The 19815-nt window shown below is 62.7% G+C and carries 16 protein-coding genes and 3 pseudogenes; 5 read left to right on the forward strand and 14 right to left on the reverse strand.

From position 1 onward, the window contains the following. Positions 1-17 precede the first annotated feature (17 nt). Positions 18-689: a response regulator transcription factor gene (locus tag GEMRO_RS0107135; RefSeq protein ID WP_051329562.1), complete on the forward strand. Its 672-nt coding sequence runs from the start codon at positions 18-20 to the stop codon at positions 687-689. 220 nt (positions 690-909) lie between these two features. Here the strand turns inward: GEMRO_RS0107135 and GEMRO_RS0107140 are convergent, their stop codons facing one another. From GEMRO_RS0107140 to GEMRO_RS28170, 4 genes and pseudogenes are all read right to left on the reverse strand, one after another. After that, entirely contained in the window at positions 910-1311 is a 402-nt protein-coding gene (locus GEMRO_RS0107140) for a cupin domain-containing protein (protein ID WP_027133445.1), read from the reverse strand. Between the two features lie 192 nt (positions 1312-1503). Further along, positions 1504-2550 (reverse strand): alpha/beta fold hydrolase, encoded by a 1047-nt coding sequence (locus GEMRO_RS0107145; protein WP_027133446.1) that lies wholly within the window; start codon positions 2548-2550, stop codon positions 1504-1506. Between the two features lie 53 nt (positions 2551-2603). Further along, complete coding sequence (locus tag GEMRO_RS0107150; protein ID WP_027133447.1) at positions 2604-4343, reverse strand: cytochrome c biogenesis protein DipZ; 1740 nt, start codon at positions 4341-4343, stop codon at positions 2604-2606. Between the two features lie 409 nt (positions 4344-4752). Then, positions 4753-5096: pseudogene (locus tag GEMRO_RS28170) on the reverse strand (OsmC family protein). A 137-nt stretch (positions 5097-5233) separates the two neighbouring features. Here GEMRO_RS28170 and GEMRO_RS0107160 point away from each other — a divergent pair. Beyond that, the gene (locus tag GEMRO_RS0107160; RefSeq protein WP_027133448.1) at positions 5234-5698 is read left to right on the forward strand and encodes a MarR family winged helix-turn-helix transcriptional regulator; all 465 of its coding nucleotides are present in this window, start codon (positions 5234-5236) and stop codon (positions 5696-5698) included. 448 nt (positions 5699-6146) lie between these two features. Here GEMRO_RS0107160 and GEMRO_RS0107170 read toward each other — a convergent pair whose 3' ends face one another. Together GEMRO_RS0107170 and GEMRO_RS34130 are read right to left on the reverse strand one after the other, a co-directional pair. Further along, a complete protein-coding gene (locus GEMRO_RS0107170; protein ID WP_027133450.1) occupies positions 6147-8018 on the reverse strand; it encodes a hypothetical protein in 1872 nt (623 codons plus the stop codon). Between the two features lie 869 nt (positions 8019-8887). Then, a pseudogene (locus GEMRO_RS34130) lies at positions 8888-9119 on the reverse strand (IS256 family transposase); the annotation flags it as partial. A 689-nt stretch (positions 9120-9808) separates the two neighbouring features. On the opposite strand from GEMRO_RS34130, the gene GEMRO_RS0107185 reads away from it, so the two are divergent. Beyond that, the gene (locus GEMRO_RS0107185) at positions 9809-11251 is read left to right on the forward strand and encodes a hypothetical protein (RefSeq protein WP_157505497.1); all 1443 of its coding nucleotides are present in this window, start codon (positions 9809-9811) and stop codon (positions 11249-11251) included. Between the two features lie 148 nt (positions 11252-11399). Here GEMRO_RS0107185 and GEMRO_RS33335 read toward each other — a convergent pair whose 3' ends face one another. From GEMRO_RS33335 to GEMRO_RS35930, 3 genes are read right to left on the reverse strand one after another with little or no spacing between them, the layout of a single operon-like run. Then, positions 11400-11585 (reverse strand): transposase, encoded by a 186-nt coding sequence (locus GEMRO_RS33335; protein ID WP_240476624.1) that lies wholly within the window; start codon positions 11583-11585, stop codon positions 11400-11402. Continuing rightward, complete coding sequence (locus GEMRO_RS32475) at positions 11570-12061, reverse strand: transposase (RefSeq protein WP_051328785.1); 492 nt, start codon at positions 12059-12061, stop codon at positions 11570-11572. The genes GEMRO_RS33335 and GEMRO_RS32475 overlap by 16 nt, the downstream gene beginning before the upstream one ends. 6 nt (positions 12062-12067) lie before the next feature. Further along, a complete protein-coding gene (locus GEMRO_RS35930) occupies positions 12068-12166 on the reverse strand; it encodes a transposase (protein ID WP_084506647.1) in 99 nt (32 codons plus the stop codon). Between the two features lie 394 nt (positions 12167-12560). On the opposite strand from GEMRO_RS35930, the gene GEMRO_RS35935 reads away from it, so the two are divergent. Beyond that, positions 12561-12815 (forward strand): TPR end-of-group domain-containing protein, encoded by a 255-nt coding sequence (locus GEMRO_RS35935; protein ID WP_169728333.1) that lies wholly within the window; start codon positions 12561-12563, stop codon positions 12813-12815. A 506-nt stretch (positions 12816-13321) separates the two neighbouring features. On the opposite strand, the gene GEMRO_RS0107200 is transcribed toward GEMRO_RS35935, so the two are convergent. The 4 genes and pseudogenes from GEMRO_RS0107200 to GEMRO_RS0107215 all read right to left on the reverse strand — a co-directional run bounded on the left by GEMRO_RS0107200 (position 13322) and on the right by GEMRO_RS0107215 (position 18346). Further along, a complete protein-coding gene (locus tag GEMRO_RS0107200; RefSeq protein WP_027133454.1) occupies positions 13322-14311 on the reverse strand; it encodes a HupE/UreJ family protein in 990 nt (329 codons plus the stop codon). Next, on the reverse strand, positions 14308-15177 hold the full coding sequence (locus GEMRO_RS0107205) for a peptidyl-prolyl cis-trans isomerase (RefSeq protein WP_027133455.1): 870 nt from the start codon (positions 15175-15177) through the stop codon (positions 14308-14310). The genes GEMRO_RS0107200 and GEMRO_RS0107205 overlap by 4 nt, the downstream gene beginning before the upstream one ends. Positions 15178-15185: 8 nt before the next feature. Next, positions 15186-16859, reverse strand: a pseudogene (locus GEMRO_RS28180) (DUF3604 domain-containing protein); the annotation flags it as partial. 659 nt (positions 16860-17518) lie between these two features. Beyond that, positions 17519-18346, reverse strand: a complete 828-nt coding sequence (locus GEMRO_RS0107215) for an IS5 family transposase (RefSeq protein ID WP_027133456.1) — start codon at positions 18344-18346, stop codon at positions 17519-17521. A 203-nt stretch (positions 18347-18549) separates the two neighbouring features. Here GEMRO_RS0107215 and GEMRO_RS0107220 point away from each other — a divergent pair, with 203 nt between their 5' ends. Continuing rightward, complete coding sequence (locus GEMRO_RS0107220) at positions 18550-18921, forward strand: sugar-binding domain-containing protein (RefSeq protein WP_169728334.1); 372 nt, start codon at positions 18550-18552, stop codon at positions 18919-18921. Positions 18922-18925: 4 nt separating this feature from the next. Here the strand turns inward: GEMRO_RS0107220 and GEMRO_RS28185 are convergent, their stop codons facing one another. After that, positions 18926-19813, reverse strand: coding sequence for an HpcH/HpaI aldolase/citrate lyase family protein (locus GEMRO_RS28185; protein ID WP_051328787.1), 888 nt, complete (start codon positions 19811-19813; stop codon positions 18926-18928). Positions 19814-19815: the final 2 nt, after the last annotated feature.

Raw genomic sequence — 19815 nt, forward strand, 5'->3', positions numbered from 1 at the left:
ATCTGGGAGAGTTGACCATGTTGCAGCAGTTGTCATGGCAAGCCCTGCCATCGCCGGATCCCATCGGCATGGAGCAGCCCATCGTCCTGGTGGTGGATGACGACCTCGCGGTCCGCGAAGGCTTGAGCGAACTCATCCTGTCGATCGGGCTCAGCCCAATCTGCTTTGCCTCCACGCAGGAGTTGCTGGCATCGGGGAAGCTGGACCGGCTGGGTTGCCTCATCCTCGACGTGCGCATGCCCGGCACCAGCGGCCTCGACCTCCAGCGCCATCTGGCGCAGGGCAGACAGCGCAAGCCGATCATTTTCCTGACCGGGCACGGGGACATCCCGATGTCGGTGCAGGCCATGAAGGCAGGCGCTGTGGACTTCCTGACCAAGCCGGTTCGGGACCAGGTCCTGCTCGATGCCATCGCGCGCGCGATCGAGAGAGATCTGGCCGACCGTGCAGCGGCGCAGAGGGCACGTCAGTGCGCTGAGCGCTTTGAGACTCTTACGCTGCGCGAGCGACAGGTCTTTAGGGAGGTAGCTAAAGGGCAGCTGAACAAGCAGATCGCCTTCAACCTTGGCATCTCGGAAGTCACGGTGAAGATCCACCGAAGCAATCTGATGCGTAAGATGCAAGTCAGATCAATTGTAGACCTCATTCGTATATGGGAGCTATTAAATATAAATGGCCACGACGGCTAGGAATTACAGTTGTTAGCAACAAAATTGCCATGCCGGCTGATGAAGCCCAAAAAGCTGATTGTCACAGTTTTTCTGTGTCATGAAACGTGTGCAGGACGAAAAGCATGGCTGGCTGCATGACAGTTAAGGATTGATCATCTAGTGTCTGCGTGAGTCATGTCAATATCACGCTAATGCTCACTGCCACCTCAGCCTCCATTGGCTACGTCAGTAGGTAATTCTACTCTGCAAGAACGACGATTGGCTTGCCTTTCTCGACAATATAGGTAGCGAGTTCTGCACCATTGTCGCTGCCGACATTCTTTGTTGAGTGGACTGTTCCAGCCGGGATGAACAGGACGTCACCAGCATTGAGCGTTACCGGTGGCTTTCCTTCGATCTCGTACTCCAGCGAGCCTATCAGGACATAGATGATCTCTTCGCCAGGATGGGAGTGCTTGGGGAAGGCTACGCCCGGAGCAAGCTCGACATGGACCTGGATGGCTTCGCGCCCAGGGACACTGAGATCGTGCCGCTGGAGATCGGTGCGCCTGATGCCCGGCTGCTGCGCCAGTGCAATGTGCGGCGCCAAAGCACTTGTGACGATCAGCACCGAGGCTGCCAAGAACTGGCTGGCTGTCATGAAAGTTTCCTTTTGACCCGTCATGGTTGAGGGTTGGGTTGTAGACATGACCGATGCGACGGTCGCAGGCTGGCCTGCAGCCCCGGCAAGGCTTCTCTTGTCGAGGAGCGGCGATGAAGGTCTTCGTCGCGCTGATCCATGCAGCAGCAGCCGCGCCCCAGGCAACAGCCTGGGGGCAGAGCTCAACTTTACTCAAGCATGGTCCACGTCGACCACCGCTTGTGCGAACGCCTGGGGTGCCTCTTGCGGCAGGTTGTGCCCGATGCCGCCCGTGATCAACCGATGCTCATAGGCTCCAATAAACTTCTTTGCATAGACGGCCGGTTCCGGATGCGGTGCTCCGTTGGCGTCGCCCTCCATGGTTATAGTCGGTACGCCGATGGCTGGAAACGCTGCGAGCTTCCTCTCCAGAGGATCATAGTCGGGCTCGCCTTCTGCCAAGCCCAGCCGCCAGCGATAGTTGTGGATGGTGATGCTGACGTGATCCGGGTTGTCCAGGGCCGACGCAGAGCGCTCAAAGGTGGCGTTGTCGAAGCGCCATTGCGGTGACGCGAGCGTCCAGATGAGCCGCGCAAAGTCGTGGGTGTGCTGTTCATAGCCGGATCGGCCGCGTTCGGTCGCGAAGTAGTACTGATACCACCATTGCTGCTCGGCGGCTGGGGAGAGCGGCATCCTGTTGAGCTCCTGGCTCCCGATCAGGTAGCCGCTAACGGAAACCATCGCCTTGCAGCGCTCCGGCCAGAGGGCGGCCAGAACGTTGGCGGTCCGAGCACCCCAATCGCAGCCGGCAACGATCGCCTTCTCGATCTTCAGCGCGTCCAGCAGGGCAATTGCATCTGCGGCAAGAACCGCCTGCTGGGCGTTCCGAGGCGTGGCGTCCGACAAGAAACGCGTCGTGCCGTAGCCCCGCAGATAGGGCGTGACCACCCGGTAGCCTGCCGACGCCAGCAGCGGCGCAACGTCCGTGTAGCTGTGGATGTCGTAGGGCCAGCCGTGCAGCAGCAGGACGACCTGCCCTTCGCGCGGTCCGGCCTCATGATAGCCAACGTCTAGAACACCGGCATGAACCTGCCGGATCGGTCCCATGGCAGCTGCCTTACCTGTCGATCCGGCTACGGCCGGCGCCGGGACAGACCGTGCCTCGGCCATTCTACTCAGTCCGAGCCCGGTAGCTGCCAGTCCGCCGATGCCCAGAGTTCGCAGGAAGCTCCTGCGCCTTTTACTCATCAGACCCTTCATGACGTCTCCTGCTTAAGCTCATTGTTCATCGCCTCGAGAGGCCAAGCGCTGCCTTATCCGAACGTGAAGGCATAGGCGCGGACGCCGGGATCGAGGAACTCGATCTCGAAGACCCTGTCCTCGATTAATTCTTTCTGCCGGACGAGCTGGTACAGGCGTGCTTCCCGGACGTTGCCCCAACCTTCGGCGTCCACGTCGGTACCGTGATCGGCGCCGGGAGCAGCACCGTCGAGTTTGATACGAAATCGGATCGGCTGACCTTGCGAGGGGGGAGCCAGGACGAGGTGCAGGTCCCGTGCATGAAAGCGATAGGTGATGCTGCCGGAAACATCGTGCAGCGTGGCGAACTCGCTTCCGACCGACCACACGCCGCCCAGACTCCACCGGCCGAGGAGCGGCACTTCTACGGACTGATAGAGCGTAGGAACATCTTGCCGAATTCCACTTGGCGAAGTGAAATCATGGCCTTGGGCATAGCCGAGATAGGTTTCTGCCGAACGCAGGCTCGCTCCGTCGGCTGCGGCCTGTGAACCCTCGCCGGTGATGGTGGTGATGCTGTCGACCACAGGCGCGCCCGTGGCTTCGGACAGGAACTGCTGGATCAGCCGTTCCGACTGGTCGTAGGCCCCCTCCCCCAGGACGCGATGGCGCACCTGACCCTTTGCATCGATGACGTAGAGTGCGGGCCAGGCTTGGTTGCCGAACGCACGCCAGATGGCGAAGTCATTGTCGATGACGATGGGGTAGTGGACACCGAGCAAGGTCGCGGCCTTGCGCACGTTGTCAACGTTCTTCTCGAAGGCGAACTCCGGCGTGTGCACACCGATCACCACCAGACCCTGGTCCCGGTACTTCTCGGCCCAGGAACGGACATAGGGGAGCGCGCGCAGGCAGTTGATGCAGGAGTAGGTCCAGAAGTTGAGCAGGACGACCCTGCCCTTCACGTCTTCCTTCGTCAGAGGGGACGAGTTGATCCAGGGGGCCGTGCCAAACAGCGGTGCTGCCGGCGGCGCCCTTCCCATCCTGATTGATGTGAACGTACCGTCAGGCTCGCCCCCGACCACGGGCCGGAGAAACTCGATCAGCCGTTGCTCGGTGCCGTAGGTCCCGGCCCAGGAGATGCGCGTGAGGGCGCCAGTGTCGAGGCCGAGCGCAATCATGGTCACGCTCGCCAGGACAGCGGCGCCAAGAGCGCGGCGCAGCCTGTCGCCGAGATGCAGCTTGCGCTTGATCCCACCAATGAGGCGGTCACTGAGCAAGAGCGCTGCAGCCAAGGCCGTCGCCGCGCCGGACGCATAAGCCAGCAGGAGCAGTGACGTCTTGAGCGTGGGTCCGCCGAGCGCAGCACCCGCCAGGATCAGGCCGAGCACTGGTCCGGCACAGGGCGCCCAGAGTAGGCCCGTCGCCACACCGAGCAGAACCGATGTGCCCAAGGCCGCTTCGTTGGTATCGCTCCGCCGGCTGTTCACATGCGACAGCCTCTGTCCGAGCGATACGAGCGGCGTGGTCAGCCATGTCGACAAGGCGGGGAAGATCAGCGCCAGGCCGAAGAAGGCAATCAGCACCAGGGCTGTCATGCGAGCGTGGTGGTTTAGCTCAGTGGCCCAGCTGCCAGCCACAGCAGCCAGGCTGGCGACCGTCGCGAAGGTGATCGCCATGCCCACCAGCATCGGCAGGCCATTACGCCGGAACGGCTGGCCCGCCCGTGCCAGGACGAACGGCAGGACCGGCAGAATGCAAGGGCTGACGATCGTGAGGACGCCAGCGAGGTAGGCCAGGACGATAAGGGTCATGGAGCAGATCCGTCAGGGGATATGCAGCGATGCGTGGGGCTAGGTCCCGCAGCTACGGTACCCATCGCTAAGCTCGGCGGCAGTCAGGTCAGGTTCGCGATCTCATCGAGCGTAGACTGTCCCCTTGGGCCTTGGGCCAGCCAATGAACAGGTCGGCAGGGTGACGGCGACACTGGCGATAATGACGGCAGTGGCTGCCGAGGCGCCAGGAACCGACAGAGGTCCAGCTCGGCACCAGGATGGCGATCCGTCTCTGTCATGGCTGGGTCTGCCGGTGCAGCTGGCCCACGGGTGTGCGCGACATGCTTGCGTCTCCTCCATGTTCCAGTTCGACTACATTATCCGATATAATCGCATACGATATAGTATCGTATTTTCTTCCAAGGATCAGGTCGGGTGCCTAATGCATTCAGATCAGGTTGATCGTGACGCCGACGTTGCCGCGGATGGTCTGAGCAACGTCGCGCTCCACATCCGGCAGGCTCACGATAAAACGGACCTGCAAGAAGTAGCCGTCACCAGCCATGCCCAGGTCCATCTCGGCATCGACGGCGAAATCCGGCGGCAAGGCGATCCTCTTCTGGCTGGCCGTTAGGCTCATCGCGCCGATGAAGCAGGCCGACCATCTGGCAACGAACATCTGCTCTGGATGAGTGCCGCTGCCCTTGAAGCAGGCGACAACAGGGCGACGTCCAGACGGACAGCAGAGGTGGGCGTCTTGCCGGTGTACAGTACCTTCTTGCTTTGGGTCATGATGCGTTCTCTAGCGAAGGTCGCGTACGATCATATCGTATGCGTTGCATGACTTGCAGCTTGATGGGCAGAATGTCAAGCTTCCGATCTGATCGTATGCGATATATATTTTCAGCGAGTGCTGCCTGAGGACAACCATGAAGCCCATCGATCCGACCGACCCTGCGAGTCCGAAGCTCGCCGACTTCCTGTGCTTTGCGATCTACTCGGCCAACCTCGCCTATGGGCGTGCCTATAAGCCAATCCTGGAGAAGCTCGGTCTCACCTATACCCAGTACGTGACAATCGTGGCGCTCTGGGAGGAGGACGATCAGACGGTTGGCGGACTAGGCGAGAAGCTGTTCCTCGAGTCCAACACGCTCACCCCCATCCTCAAGAAGCTGGAGGCCATGGGCTACCTGACTCGTCGGCGCGTTCCCCAAGACGAGCGTCAGGTGCGGGTGAGCTTGACCGAGGCGGGCCGCCGACTTCGGGAAAAGGGATTGAACATGACCCTCGTCAAGCAGACCGGCCTGCCGCTCGAGGAGTTTGCCAAGCTGCAGAAGGCTGTCTCCAACCTGCGCGACAACCTCATCGAGGCTACAGGTCGCAATCAAACCTGAAGGATGTCTGCAGTGCCTTGCGCCAGTGCAGGCACTGGCGGGCTCGGCCAGCCCGCTTGATGTTTCTTGAAGTCGACGTTGTTGCGTGCGACGCGGATGGCACCAGATTGCTTTGGGATGCTGGTGCACGATCTGTGCGTCGTGCTGCGCTTGGTCGTAGACCGCGCGCGCTGTCAGCTGTGCTGGCATCCCCCTGTCAGATCGAGGTTCCGCATTGCTGGCGGGAAGGCGTTAGACATGGTGCGCCAGGCCACGCCCAGACGGACCAGCCAGCGCAGACCGTGGAACACTTGCCCTAGCGGGTGCTCGCGCTGCCCGGCGTCCTCCGGCAGCGAGATGACGCCGGGCCGCCACCAGCGCCCGTTCATCCGTCCGAACCATCCGGCGGATACGGTCGGCGAGGCGGCATCCAGCCCTGAAAATCACACCGGCAGGTCCGGGACACAATCTAGGTGACGTTGATGTACTGGTAGAGGTGGTCGTTGTTGACGCCCATCCAGTCGAGCCTGGAGTCGCCATTCAGGTCGCCGTAGGCGCCTGTCTGGTGGGAAGAGCCGAACGTGTAGTCCGGCGTGTGGGTCTCGCTGCTCGAGGGGCTGTTCCAGTCATAGCCATCCAAGATGATTGACGAGTCCCCATCCAGGTACTCGACGTCGGCCTGGGCATCGCCGTTCAGGTCGGCCGCATCGCCCATGGGGCCGCGCGGGGTATCCTCGATGTCGGTGTCGCTCTCGATCGTCCGGTCACTGCCGAAGTCGATCATGTGCGACGAACTGTCGGTCGCCACCGCCAGGAAGAAGTCGGCCTCTTCGCCCAGTCCTCCGATGGTGCGGCCACCATTGTCGTTGCGGAACAGGCTGCCGTGCATGCTGTCGACCGCCAGGACGTCCTGCGGCCCGGTATGGCCGGTGTCGACCAGGTTGTTGGTGAAGTCGTAGGTCGGCGTGCCGTCGGTCAGGTCGCTATCGCCGAAGACCACCTGGACATGGGCGTCCGCGACTAACGTCACCGAGCTGTGGTAGCCGAGGCCGACGTCGAGATAGCCGTCCTGGTTGAAGTCGGCCGCGGTGACGCGGGAGACGACGTTCTTGATGAAGCCGATCGCGTCCTCGCCGGCCACGCTGGCATAGGTCTCCTGCGCCGGGCTCGGGAAGCTGAAGCCGCCCTGCCCGTCGCCCAGCCCGATCGACAGGATGCCCGAGGAATAGGTGGTCGTGGTGGGAGGATCCTCGCCGTCGCCATTGTTCGACGTCTTGCTGTACTCCGTCATGCCGGAGATCAGCACGTCGATATGCCCGTCCCGGTTCACGTCGCCGAAGGCGAGGTCGTCCAGCGAGTAGGTCTGGCCGGAGTGATCGGACGACGTGTCGAGGCTCAGCGTGTGGGAGACGGGTGAGGAGAAGTAGGCATAGTCCGCGCTGGCCGCCTGTCCCATCATGACGTCGACCACGGGCTGGGTGGGATCGTTGGCGTTGCGCAAGGCGACGAGGTCGTCGTTGCCATCGCCGTTCAGATCCATGGCATAGACGTAGCGGTAGTAGGTCGACATATCGCCGCTGGCGTCGGTACCGGTGACGACCCGGTAGGCATCGCTCGCGAACTGGCCGGTGGAGCTGTCCCAGCCGAGCGAGTAGATGCCTTCCTGCGTCGAGAAGATCACGAAGTCCCGGTCGCCAGCCACGTTGTGAGCCGACACGTTCGAATAAACCGACTGGCCCGAATCCCACTCATACTTGTCCGAGCTCAGCGACGAGCTGACGGCCAGCATTTCCGACGGCCGCACCGTGACCACGACATCGTCGAAGTCGTCATCGCTGCGGCCGGTCCCGCGCGTCAGGTCTTCGAAGGCGACACGGTAGCGACCGTCGGCCAGGTTCTCGATGCGTGCCTGATCCTGGCCGCCCTCGTGCAGCGCAGCCGCATCGAAGCTCGAAGCCGGGTCGACCGACAGGAACACCGGCCCCTGAAGCGTCACCGAGGAGCCGCCCGCCGGCGTGAAGGTGAGATTGAGCGGGTGGTCGCCATGAAGCGATGCAGCTTCGCCCGTCACCGAGTCCACCAGGGCGAACTCGCCCTGCGCGTCGGCCAGCTGCTCGATCTGGCCGAAGCCGTCCGGCAGGAGGAAGAAGCCGTAGCGGTCCTCCGGACCGACACCATCCAGCGTCACCTCCGTGCCCAGCGGGGTCGTTGCGGTATCGGTGTTCGAAAAGAGCAACTGAACATCGACAAGCTCGTCGCTCTCGTCGATCAGGAAGAAACCGAGGCTGTTTTCATATGCAGCCTCGGCCTGGCGCAGCGCGACCGTGAGACCGTCCGTCACCTGGCGTCCCTCTTTATCCTGAGTGCCAAGAACCTACCGTGCGAGCAGGCCGCCGCAATGCAACACAAGCTCCAGGTCATGTCATGACAATTCGAGCAGAAGCCCAGATCAAGCGAGAGCTTTGATCGCGATATGATCGCATTGTCCCAATTTTCCACATGTATCGGTGCATGATGATTAAAAGTCTTCGAAACGGAATTTCTTCTTCAACTGGAAAGCTCCCAAAATCATGTCGTGTGGCAGCGCAAAGCTCGGTTAAGCTCTCCGACCAGCCGTCCCGCTTGGCAAGTGATCGGTGGCCTCATCGGTTTGGCGTTTGGCAGCCGGATCGGCATTATTTCCGGGAGTTACAGCGGGCTGCGGCCGACCAGCTCGGTGACCGGATCAGCGTGCAAATGGGCCCGCGCGGTGGCGACGGATCGCATCTGAGAATAGGGCCGGTCCGCTATGCGGTACGGCATTGGTCGGAAGCTCTTGCATGGTGCCTGGAGCCACATGGTCTCCGAGTTGCAGCCCGGTGACCGGTCGAAGATCTCGATGGCCTCGACCCTGTCCAACCCGAGCAGGGTCGACAGCCGATGCAGCGCAGAACGCCGACGCCATTGGGCCACCGTCGGTCGGCTCACCCCCAGCGCCCTGGCAACCCCGAGATTGGCGGCCTCCGACTTTCGCCATAGGCTAGCACCACACGAGCACGCTTAAGCCAGCGCCTGTCCCACCTTGCGGTGCCAAACCATATTCTCTAGCGCCACCCGTTCGGCCGCAGCCCCTTTAAGTGCCATCGCCTTCGGTCCATGAGCCATGGCAGCCTCCTCCAAGGACGCTACCATCTCCCGACTTGCCCAAGGTGCAAGCGGATCTCTAACTCGCACCACTAGGTCGATCTCGCCAAAGTCGGTGACGACCGTCTTGCGGCCGTAGCGCGTTGCGGGGGGTGTCCGCCTCCTTGGACGCCAGGTGATGATCCATCTCGATGTTCAGCGCCCGCTCGGCCAGAGCCTTCTTCAGCTCATCAAACAGCCCGTTCGGGTCGAAGGCGCTCTTCGGATCGGCCCCAGCTAGCAATTGGTCCGGGATCTTCGGCTCTTTGCTTCGTGGCATGTCGGGCCTCCTTCGCCGTCGTCAGGGCTCCATTAAGCACCGCCCTCACCTGTCCCGTTCCCAGCTCATCCAGGAGCAGGGCCACATCACGCTCGCCTGACGATCCATCCACCATGCCCCGTCCTGCTGCCTCGAACAGGCGCAGGGCATCCAACGGCGGCAACCGGTAGGGCATTCGCACCTCCTCTGGCGCTCAGGCTCACCGGCCCTGGCAGGCCGCCTGGGTCATGAGGATCTCCCAGCTCCCTGAGCGCGCCGTGGCCGCCCCGCAAACCTGACAATGCGAGCAGATCTACAAGCTCGCCTCCCGGCAGGCTTTCACGAGGGTGATGCTTGCACGCCCGCACCACGTCGCCTTTGGCAGCAGTGAGAATTTACAAGGAATTTTCCGGATATACAAAAACTAATCGTCTCATAGACTTATGCCGAGGCGTCACCCCGAAGATGCAATGAAATATCCACGCAAATTTATTAACATATTTTCATATTCGATATGGTGAACACCGCGGCTATTCCCGTGCGGCACTCGACAACATAGCTTTATTATCACGTATCCGGAAATAGGATCTCGTCTCGAGACGATCCGGGGGTTGTGAGCACACGCGACAAAATTACTGGGAGGCATGCAAGATCTAACGCCACCACCTCTTAAATACGTTGAATGGCGTGCGACGGCTCGGGAAAGAAAGATGAAGAAAGCCACCGTTCTTTCTGCGACTCTGCTGCTGGTAGTTTCCATTGCTTCTGTCACGACACAGAAGCGAGTACGCGCCGATGAGAATGGGTTGGACATGCGCCTGCTGGACCGTGTCCTTCTGCACCGGACCCCTCACCGCGGCATGGACTATGTTCCAGTCGCCCACGCCGGCTCGTCTGCGAGCGGCAAGTCTTCGCTCAAAGTGGATATAATCCGGAAGATCGAGCTGGATGGAAATGCACTCGACAACAACTACTCAAGCGTGCTGCCACTGGACTTTAATGGCAACGGCACCTCGGAATTCCTGCACTGGAACGGAAACCGCATCATGCGGCTCTATGGGAATCAGGGGAACAAGATCTGGCAGATCATCAACAGTTCTGGCCGCAGGATAACCACCGGAGCCTACACTCATCGCGACGCTGCCGTGATCATGGACCTGAACGGCGATAACAAGGACGATGTCCTGCACTGCTGGCAGTCCGGATCGACCAAGCTGGTGGTGCAGCGCAATGGAGCGACGGGCAAAGAAATCCGGCGGATCAGCCTGCCCGACCAAAGTGTCTCGTCTTCCAGTCATTGCCTGATCGCAGCCTATCGGAAGCAGTCGGATAAAAAACCAATCATCTTGGTGTCTCAACAGCAGCCGGGCGGCAGCGGGAAGTGCAACAACAAGAACTATATCGACAACTGGGTCCGGGTGGTTGCCTATGACACCAACCTCAAACAGCTCTGGCACGCCGATACCTGCCATGCAGGCCATCACACCGCAGGTGTGGACGCCAACAACGACGGCTACCAGGAGTACTTCTTTGCCGGCAAGTATGCCCTCGACTTCAATGGCAAGATCCGCTGCACCCTGAAGGGCTGGTCCGCTGGCGATCATGTCGATGCCATCCGGGTGGCCAAGCTCGATCCTGCATCGTCCCGGCTTGTGGCGGTGGCCATCGGTGCTAGCGGCGGCGGTGCGTTCGATGCCAGCAACTGCAACTGGCTCTGGGGCTTCTCCAAGACGATCCCGAACCCTCAGGAGCTGTCCATAGCCCAACTGGAGCCCGCACCTAAGCCGCTGTCCGTGACAGTAACTCAGCGAGGATCGAACACGACGGAAACGCATGTTCTCGATGCGAACGGCAAGCTCGTGCGCAAGATCCAGGCCCGGGTCGTCCCCATGCAGAACGCCGAGTTGGACGGCGACACGCGTACCGACGAGATCGTCTCCATGTTCGGCCAGGTGTTCAACGGCAACGGAGACAAGCTTCTTTCCACCGACTGGTACTGGAACCTCAAGGGATCCAAGGTCGAACACGTCGTCGGGCAAACCGAGTACGACCAGTGGGCCGCCTTTCCGCTGATGTTTGACGTGGACAACGACGGCAAAGACGAACTTGTCACCTGGGGACAGAGCCTGATCGTCGTGGGCCGGCCACGTTGAGATGGCCTCATAAGACTGCCGCGAAAGCCTCGCTTCGGCACGGATGAGTTGGGTATTAGGCGCGGCCGCAATGCCGGGCACGGCTGTCCGCCTGCACAGGTGGACCGGCGAGGCCAAGTTGGTCGCCATTGTGCGTTCTGACGCCCATTCAGCCGGTGAGCTGACCGGCTCTTGGTGGGTTCATGGCCATGCAGAGCAGCCACAGCTGGCAGCGGTTGCGGATCATCCCGCGGTAGCGGACCCGGCGGTAGAGGTAGCGTCGCTTCATGGTGCCGAAGACCTTCTCGATCTGGCCGCGCAGCGGCGTGATCGCGACGTTCATCCATTGGTGCAATTCGGCTGGCGCTTGCCTGCCTGCCGGCGGTGCATGATCCGGTCGACGATGCCGATGGCGGCCAAGGCCTCTCGCCGCGTCATCGATTCATCGGCCTTGTCGGCCAGCACCGCCGCCTCGTCGCCGCAGATAAGGGCATCGGCGGCAGTGCTCTCGCCGATGTTGGCGCTGGTCAGGATCGCCTTGCGGATCAGGTCGGTGCCTTGATCCACGGCCAGATGTGCCTTGTAGCCGAATAAGCTGCGTTGTCCTCGGCGGGTGAAGCCGGTGGCAGGGTCCCGCTCCGACACCTCACCCTCGCGCATGGGCGGTCGCTTCACGTCGGCTTCCACCAAGGTCGCATCGATCATGGTGCCCGCCTTGATGAAGAGGCCACCCTGTTCCAACCGCCGGTTCAAGGCGTCGAAGACCATCTCCGCCAAACCTGCCTCGGCCAATTCGATCCGAAAGCACGACAAGGTGGTTGCGTCCGGCATCGCATCCTACAGACCCAGGCCACAGAACCGCCGGAAGCTCAGCCGATCGACCAGGGCTTCTTCGAGATCACGATCCGAAAGAGGGTACCACTGTTGGAGGAGCAAGGCCTTGAGCTAAATCAGCGGTGGATAAGCGGGCCGCCCCGTCGGTGCTCTGCACGTCGATCCCAAAATCGCCTCGATCGGCTGCCAGTCGACCTGCTCCCTGATCCGCTTCAGACGTTGGTTGCTGCCAAAGGCTGCCGGCAAAAGCGCCTCACCAGGCTCACCTGACCCGCCGCCTTGTGCACCATCGGCCGCTCCGCGCTCTGATCACAGCAGCAGGGCCAATGCCAGGGTTTCGCGGCAGTCTCCTTGTGGCGGTAATCTGTCACAAGCTAGGACGCGATGATGAGGCGCGCGAAGCCTATCGTGCCAGCCTGGAACGGGCGCAGCGGGTCCTGGAACAGTACCGGATAACGCGACGGCGGCATACAGCGCAGCAACGTCCAGCGCCGCTTTGGGAGACGCCGAGCGCGCGCGGTATTGGGCGGCGCGTGCGCTCGCGATCGAGCCGGACGATTTGCACACGCAGTACAACGTCGCCTGCGTACATTCATTGCTTGGCAATGCCGATGAAGCGCTAGCACTGCTTGAGCAAGTCATTCCGCGTGCCAGCAACGATCGGAAGGCATGGATGGCACAGGATCCCGACCTCGATCCGCTACGTGACCATCCGAGGTTCAAGCTACTGCTGAGGTCGATGCAGAAATGAATTATTATGGCCTGCTCAACCAATACACGCCAACATATAAAAAAATTTGCTCTCCAGCCATACCTATCTTGGCAAGCCGGACTTTGATGATTCCGACCGGACGCTGGCGAGCATCGGCTACGAGTTCCAGCACCGGTTCAACGATCACTGGAACTTCCGCCAGAACGTTCGCTACCTCCTGTTGGACGGGGACTACCAGAGCCTCTACTTCAGTTTGCTGAACGCCTCCAACCCGTCGCTCGCCAATTGCGGCTCGTCCTGGAACAACGAGAACCTGAACACCTTCAATCTCGACAATCAGGTGGAGACTGCTTTTGTCACCGGGCCACTCTCATGCAGCCCCACCGGACCATCATGCATGTGCAGGCACAGCATCCGCCTGGCCCCGCCACCGCGGCATAGATCGTCCGGCCGCGGCTGGTCCCGCCGGTCTTGGCGATTTCGGGCTGCCCCACCTCAGGCGAGATTTACGTCATCATGGTGGGGAAGCCCGGCCTGGGCCGACCTCAGAAGAACATCCCGTTTAGCCGCTCGAACACCCAAAAGGCTGAGATGGTCCCGATGCCGTAGGCCGCTGCGGCGGGCGCGGACTTCGGCAAGGGAGTCAGCCGGCGCAAGGCGGCGAGGGTGATAAGGATTAGAGTGATGAAGGCGATCTGACCCAGTTCCACGCCGATGTTGAAGAACAGGAGCGCAAGCGGGATGTCGCGCTGCGGCAGGCCGATCTCGCTCAGCGCCCCGGCGAAGCCCAGCCCGTGCAGCAGGCCGAAGGCGAAGGCGACGACCCAGGGCCAGCGGGTGGCGAGGCTGGCGCGACCCCGGCGCAGGTGGATGGCCTCGGCGGCGACCAGCAGGATGCTGAGCGCGATCAGCGTCTCGACCGGGGGCGGCGGCAGGGTGACATAGCCGAGGGTAGCCAGGGCAAGCGTGATCGAGTGAGCGACGGTGAAGGCGGCCACGGTCTTGAGCAGCATCGGCCAGCCGCGCACGACCAGCATCAGCGCGGCGACAAAGGCCAGGTGATCGACGCCTTCGAGGATGTGCTGCATCCCCAGCCATGAATAGGTCCGGACCACGGCCCAGGCGGAGGGTGCCTCGGGAATCGTCACGGCGCTGTCGCGCGGCCGCAGCAGAAAACTGTGATGCGTGCCGTCCCGCAGCTCGACATTGACCAGCGTGTCGATCGTTGTTCGGTCGAGATTGTCGATGCGCAATGTGGTGCCGGGCAGCTCCGTGTCGCCCGCAAGGCTGTAACGGAAGATGACGAAGCCATCGACGATGGTCTCGCCTGGCCGCTGGGTCAGGGTGAAGCCCGGATCGAAGGCCGGACGGATGTCCTGCACCAGGCCGCCGCGGGTCGGCACCTTCCACAGCATCTCGTAGCGCTGCGACGCGACCTCGTCGATCTGCAGGAAGGCAGGGCGGATTTCATGTCCCGCCGCCAGGGCTGGCGTGAGCAAGCAGAAGGCAAGGGCAAGAATCAGGCGCAGGATCATCGCCCGACATACTCCTGTCGCACCGCCTCGGGTACCGCCCCGGCCTCGATCCGAACCTCGTAGCGGCCCAGCAATTCGCGGAACACGCGTTCCTGCGCGTCGAGCACGGTGTAATACTCGTACTGCCGGGCGACGACGTCGCGGATCTCCTCGAAGGGCACGAGCCGTTCCGGCTGGCGCTCGGTAACCTGCACAAGGTGCAGGCCGAGCCCCGAGCGGACTGGCCCCGACCAGCTTCCCACGGGCAGTTCGGAGAGCGACGCCGCGAAACCGCCGCCAAAGGCGTTTTCCACGTCTTGCGCCGGGATCAGGTCCCAGTCCAGCGGCACGGACAGCTTGTTCCGCCGGCCCTCGGGCACAGCGCCGCCCTCACGCAAAGATGCAAGCGTAGCCTCCAGCGCCGCGTCGTCGGCCTCGGCCGGCAGGTACAGCACCTGGCGGAAGGCGAAGGACTGCGGCAGGGTGAACAGGTCTGGTCGCGTGGCGTGGAAGGCTCGCAACTGGTCCGCCGTCGGCGGCTGCATCAATGTGCCGAGATCGCTGGCAACCGCTTCCATCTTCTGGGCAAGGCGCGTGCGGATGATCTGGTCGTCGTGGTCGAGTCCCATGCGCAGCGCCTCGCGGTAGAACACCTCCTGCCGCAGGTGGCGGTCGACGATCGCCGCCATGTCCTGCGGCGAGGGCTTGCGCTTCCACTGCGCCGTCCAGAGCGTTTCCAGGTAGTCGAGCTGCGCCTGGTCGAGGAGGATGACCTCGTCGCCCGGCCCCTCCGCCTGCTGCGGGGCCACCCACGACCACGCGGCAAACAGCAGCCCGCCCAGCGCCACGAAATGGACAAGCGGCTCCCTCGCGATCTGTCTCAGCATTGCGGGCCTCAGTTCACCTCGTGCCAGATCGGCGAGGCCCAGGCCCGTTCGACGATCTCGCGCTTCACGTCCTCGGCGTAACTGACCCCTTCGCGCAGTTCGTCGTATAGCGTCTAGCGCGCGGTCGGCAGCTGCAGCACGCGGGCGTAGTAGTAGGCCTCCTGCTGCGGATCCCAGTTGGGATCGGTCCAGACCGTCATCAGTTCCGGATCGCCCTTCTCGGTGTTGAACTCGCCCGTTGCCATGTCGATCGGCGCGTCGATCGACGTCACGCTGCCATCCGCCTGCAGCCGGTCGCCCGAAGCAGCGACGTTGTAAACCGTGTCCTTCATTTCGCCGTCTTCGTACCAGCCCTTGATGATCTGGATCCGGTCGAGGTTGGGGCCGATCGGGTCCTTCATCGCCCAGACGAGGAACTGCGGAGCCTCGACGCCGGCATAGTCGCCACCCATGGGCACGCCCTTTGCGTAGCCGTCGGTGACCATCGCGTCATAGCTGTCGTAGCTTTCGGCGAAGCCCTGCCCGGCGAAGACGCGCACCTTCATGCGCGGGCCGCTGGTGGCGAAGGTCTCCTTGGCCAGCATCGCGTCCCAGATGGCGCTGCGGGTGTTGGACTCCGCCCAGACGGCGGTCAGCGCGCCGGGGTTCGAATCCGAGATCAGCATCTCGCCCTCGAGCACCGATTGCGCGCGCACCTCTGCCGTCCGGTCGGCGAGCCCGTGGCTGCCCACCGTGTAGTTGTCCTCTTCAACATTGCTGGGGGTGCCATTATGGCTGTCGGTGCCGCCGACGAAGCCGTACTTGAACGGGTTCACGCCGATATCGGCGTTGTATTTGATGCCGCGCCCCAGTCCGTAGCGGACGAAGTTTTCCTTGATGAACCCCCGGCCGCTGAACCGCTGGATCGAAACCGCGTTCTCGAAATCGGCGAACTCATCATTGGGCCAAAAGTTCGGCACCACCTCGGAATTGCCCTTCACCTGCATCATCTCGACCAGCGGCTCCATGCTGGCGCTGACGGTGGCATAATCAACGCCTATCGGCACGCCCGAAAGCGTCGCCTCGGCAAAGTGCAGCCCCTTGGATTCGTTCGAGTTGTGCGGAATGGCGAAGACCCGCTTGCCGTCATCGCGCTGCGCCTGCATCCAGGCCCAGAGTTCCTCGGGATCGTCGCCCTCATTCGCCGAGAAGGGCAGATCGGGCACATTGGCATCACGGAAGAAGACGTTCCGGTGCTGGTTCGAGCCGCCGGGCGCGGAGGTCCATTCATAGGCATGGATCGTGGTGAAGGTGCCAGGTTGGTAATGCGTTTCAGTCGCCTCGAAGTTCTTCTGCCAGGTCGTCTTGATCGCCTCCGTACCCTGGAAGAATGCCGGGTGCGGGTCACCGCCGCCGGCCAGCGGGACCAGCACGTACTGGTTGTAGAGACGAAGCGCCGTCTCCAGGTCCGGCGCTTCGCGGAAGGCCACAGCGACCTCGTTGTCATAGCCCGGCGCGCCCTCGTTCATCAGGCTGTAGGCCTCGCCCATGAACTCCGCATGGTCGGTCACCGCAACCCAGTCGAGCGGACGCTTGATCTTGTGCAGGCTGCCGTTGACCATCATCTCCTCGCCCTTGGCGAAGCGGTAGGCATCGTCCGGGGTCAGGCGGTTGCCGGCGATGAACGCGTCCATCGACACGCCCGTATGGACGTGCTACTCGCCGAAATAGGCCTCTTTCAGCGGATGGACCGGCGCGTCGGCTTCCGAGGTCTGGGCCAAGGCACCGGGAGCTACCGCGGTCGCAGCAAGACTGATGCAGAGAATGCTGGGGGAAGTCAGTCGTTGCATGATCAAATGCCCTCGTTCGGCTCCGGAAGCTCATAGCGCCTGTTCTGCAGCATAGCACACTTCATTCTGGCCGGTAGAGTAGCCTCGCCCGAACGATATGGTAGAATTGTCAGTAGATAGTTAACTCGAAAAACATCGGCCTGCGGGCGTCTTACAAGCAGAAGCTCTGCAGTCGCGGATGGCTGCTTTGCCAACCTGAAACCTTCCAGTAGGCGATCCTAGACAACTGCCCGCCGATGGACCTGACGCTCCTGGAGCAGATCCGGCAGTGCATGATGCTAACTTCAAGGTCATGGTGCCCTGGGGAAGATCTAGCGGCAGTTCGGCCGGGAAGGCATCATAAGGGCCGGTGGAACGGTTGAACGCCGGATGCGGCAGTGGTGTCTACATGGCGTCGTCCGCAGCAACGGCGCGTTCTACTAGGGTGTACCTTAGCAAGACGATCAGCCGAGACACCCTCCTCTGTCTCACATGGGTGTTCCTGATCTTCCAAGATAGCCGACGCGAAAGGTCTAGAGCGTGTTATGGACCAAGTCGAACAGCGCGACTGTCTTGCTGAGCATGAGGGTGACGAAGGCGACGAAATGCAGTCCAGCCAGGGTCTGGGGCAGACGCTCGTAATCACGGGCAAGGCGGCGGAAGCGGGCGGCCCAGGCGAAGGAGCGTTCAACCACCCATCGTCGCGGCAGCAGCACGAAGCCGCGCTTGGCCTCGGGCAAGTGCACGATCTCCAGCACGATGCCGTGCTCTTGGGCAGCTTGGGCCGGCTCGGCGCCGGTGTAGCCCTGGTCGACGTAAACAAGTTCGACGTTCTGGCCGGCAGCCTCCTGCACCGCCTGGGCAAGGTGAGCCACTTGCGCCCGGTCCCCGTCCGTGGCGGAGGTGACGTGCAGCGCCAGGAGGTGCCCCAGCGTGTCCACCGCCACATGTACCTTGAAGCCCTTGCGCCGCTTGGCTCCATCATAGCCCGCCCGTGCCCCGCTCTCCGGAGTACTCTGAAGCGTGCGTGCGTCCAGAACCACCGCGCTCGGCTCGGGGGCACGCCCCTGCGCCAAGCGCAGCACGACGCGCAGATCGTGCACCATGACCTCGAACACGCCCGCCATCATCCAACGCCGGGCCTGGTCGTAGACCGCATGCCGGGGCGGAAAGTCGCCGGGCAGCATGCGCCAGGGAGCACCCGCTCGCATCAGCCAGCGCAGGGCGTCGAACACGGCCCGAAGGTCGTGCCGACGCTGCCCGGCCTCCTCCGGCAGAAGCGTGAGGTAGGGCGCAACGAACGCCCACTCCTCCTGACTGCAGTCAGTAGGGTACCGGCAGGCGCGAGGAGCATCCGTCATACCCCCAATCTGGTCATCTACTCAGTCCGGAACATCCTCTAGAGGCTATCGAGATAAGGCTTCTTCCCCTATGGCCAGCTACGGCTATGCCCAAGTCAGCACGCTGGACCAGGATCTGACCCTGCAACAGACCATACTGCGAGCGTCCGGCTGCAGAGTGATCTGCGCCGGCGCTGCGCGACCTCCTGGACGCACAAGCCTCGGTGGCAGAGATCCCCGCCCACGCGAAACGGACGCAGATGGTCCTGTTCAGCGTCGGCATGCTCGGCGCCGATGCGCCACCCCTGACACCCGGCCTTCTGACCGACGCGGAACAGGCTTCGCTCGGCGCCGCGGGTGCCGTCGGCGACCTCCTCGGCCATCTTATGAAGTCGGACGGTCGCCTGCTCGAACATCCGGTCAACCGCCGGGTGGTCGGCGTAGCACCGGACCGGCTGGCGGTGGCGCCCACCCGCATCCTGGCATTGCGCGGGCCGGAAAAGGGGGAGATCATGCGCGCCGTGCTGGCCGCCGGCTACGCCAACCTGCTGATCACCGACCAGCAGGCAGCACAGTCACTATGCGCCGCTCCCTGATCGATCAGCTCCCGTAGCGCTTGGTGCGGTCTATGATCGCCTTGGCGCGCTCCAGGATCGGATAGTCGATCAACTTGTTGTCGACCGTGAACGCGCCATGGCCCTGCTCCTCGGCCTGCCGCATCCCGTTCAGCACGCGCCGTGCCCAGTCCACTTCCTGCGGCTCCGGCGCGAACACGTCCTGGATGATGCCGACCTGGTCCGGATGGATCGCCAGCTTGCCTTGGTAGCCCATGGCCTTGACCCGCCGCGCATTGGCCAGGAGGCCGTCGCTGTCGCGGATGTCGGCGAACACGCTGTCGATCGGGCTGGGTAGCCCACCGGCACGCGAGGCAATCACCACGGCGCTGCGGGCATGCTGGCACTCCGCCTCGTCACTGGTCCACTCGACGCCGAGGTCACCCGTGAAGTCGCCGGCACCGAAGGCCAGGCAGAACGGCCGGGCGATCCGCGCCTGCACGATGTCGCCGAGGTTCAAGATGCCTTTGGCGGTCTCGACGATGCCGATCAGCTCCAACGTGCTGCACGGCAGGCCGCGGGCCCGCTCCCAGGCGCGCAGCAGCGCATCCAGCTCCAGCACGTCGGCGGCCGCCTCGATCTTGGGCAGGACGATGCCGCGCAGGCTGGGATGAACCACGCCCGCCAGGTCCTCTTCCCCGCAGGCGACGGTGAACGCGGTCGAGGCGCGCACCGGATTGATCCGCACGAACGCCCGGCCCGGATGTGCCCCGACGAACTCGGCGGCCTTTTCCCTGGCCATCGGCTTCTCGACGGGCGGCACCGCGTCCTCCAGGTCAAGGATCAGGGCATCGACGGCAAAGCCGACGGCCTTCTCGCGAAAGCGGTCGCGATGGGCAGGCACGAAAAGGAGCGCGCGCGGCGGTACATACATGG

Origin of the sequence: Geminicoccus roseus DSM 18922 (genome assembly GCF_000427665.1) — a bacterium.
Lineage (GTDB): Bacteria > Pseudomonadota > Alphaproteobacteria > Geminicoccales > Geminicoccaceae > Geminicoccus > Geminicoccus roseus.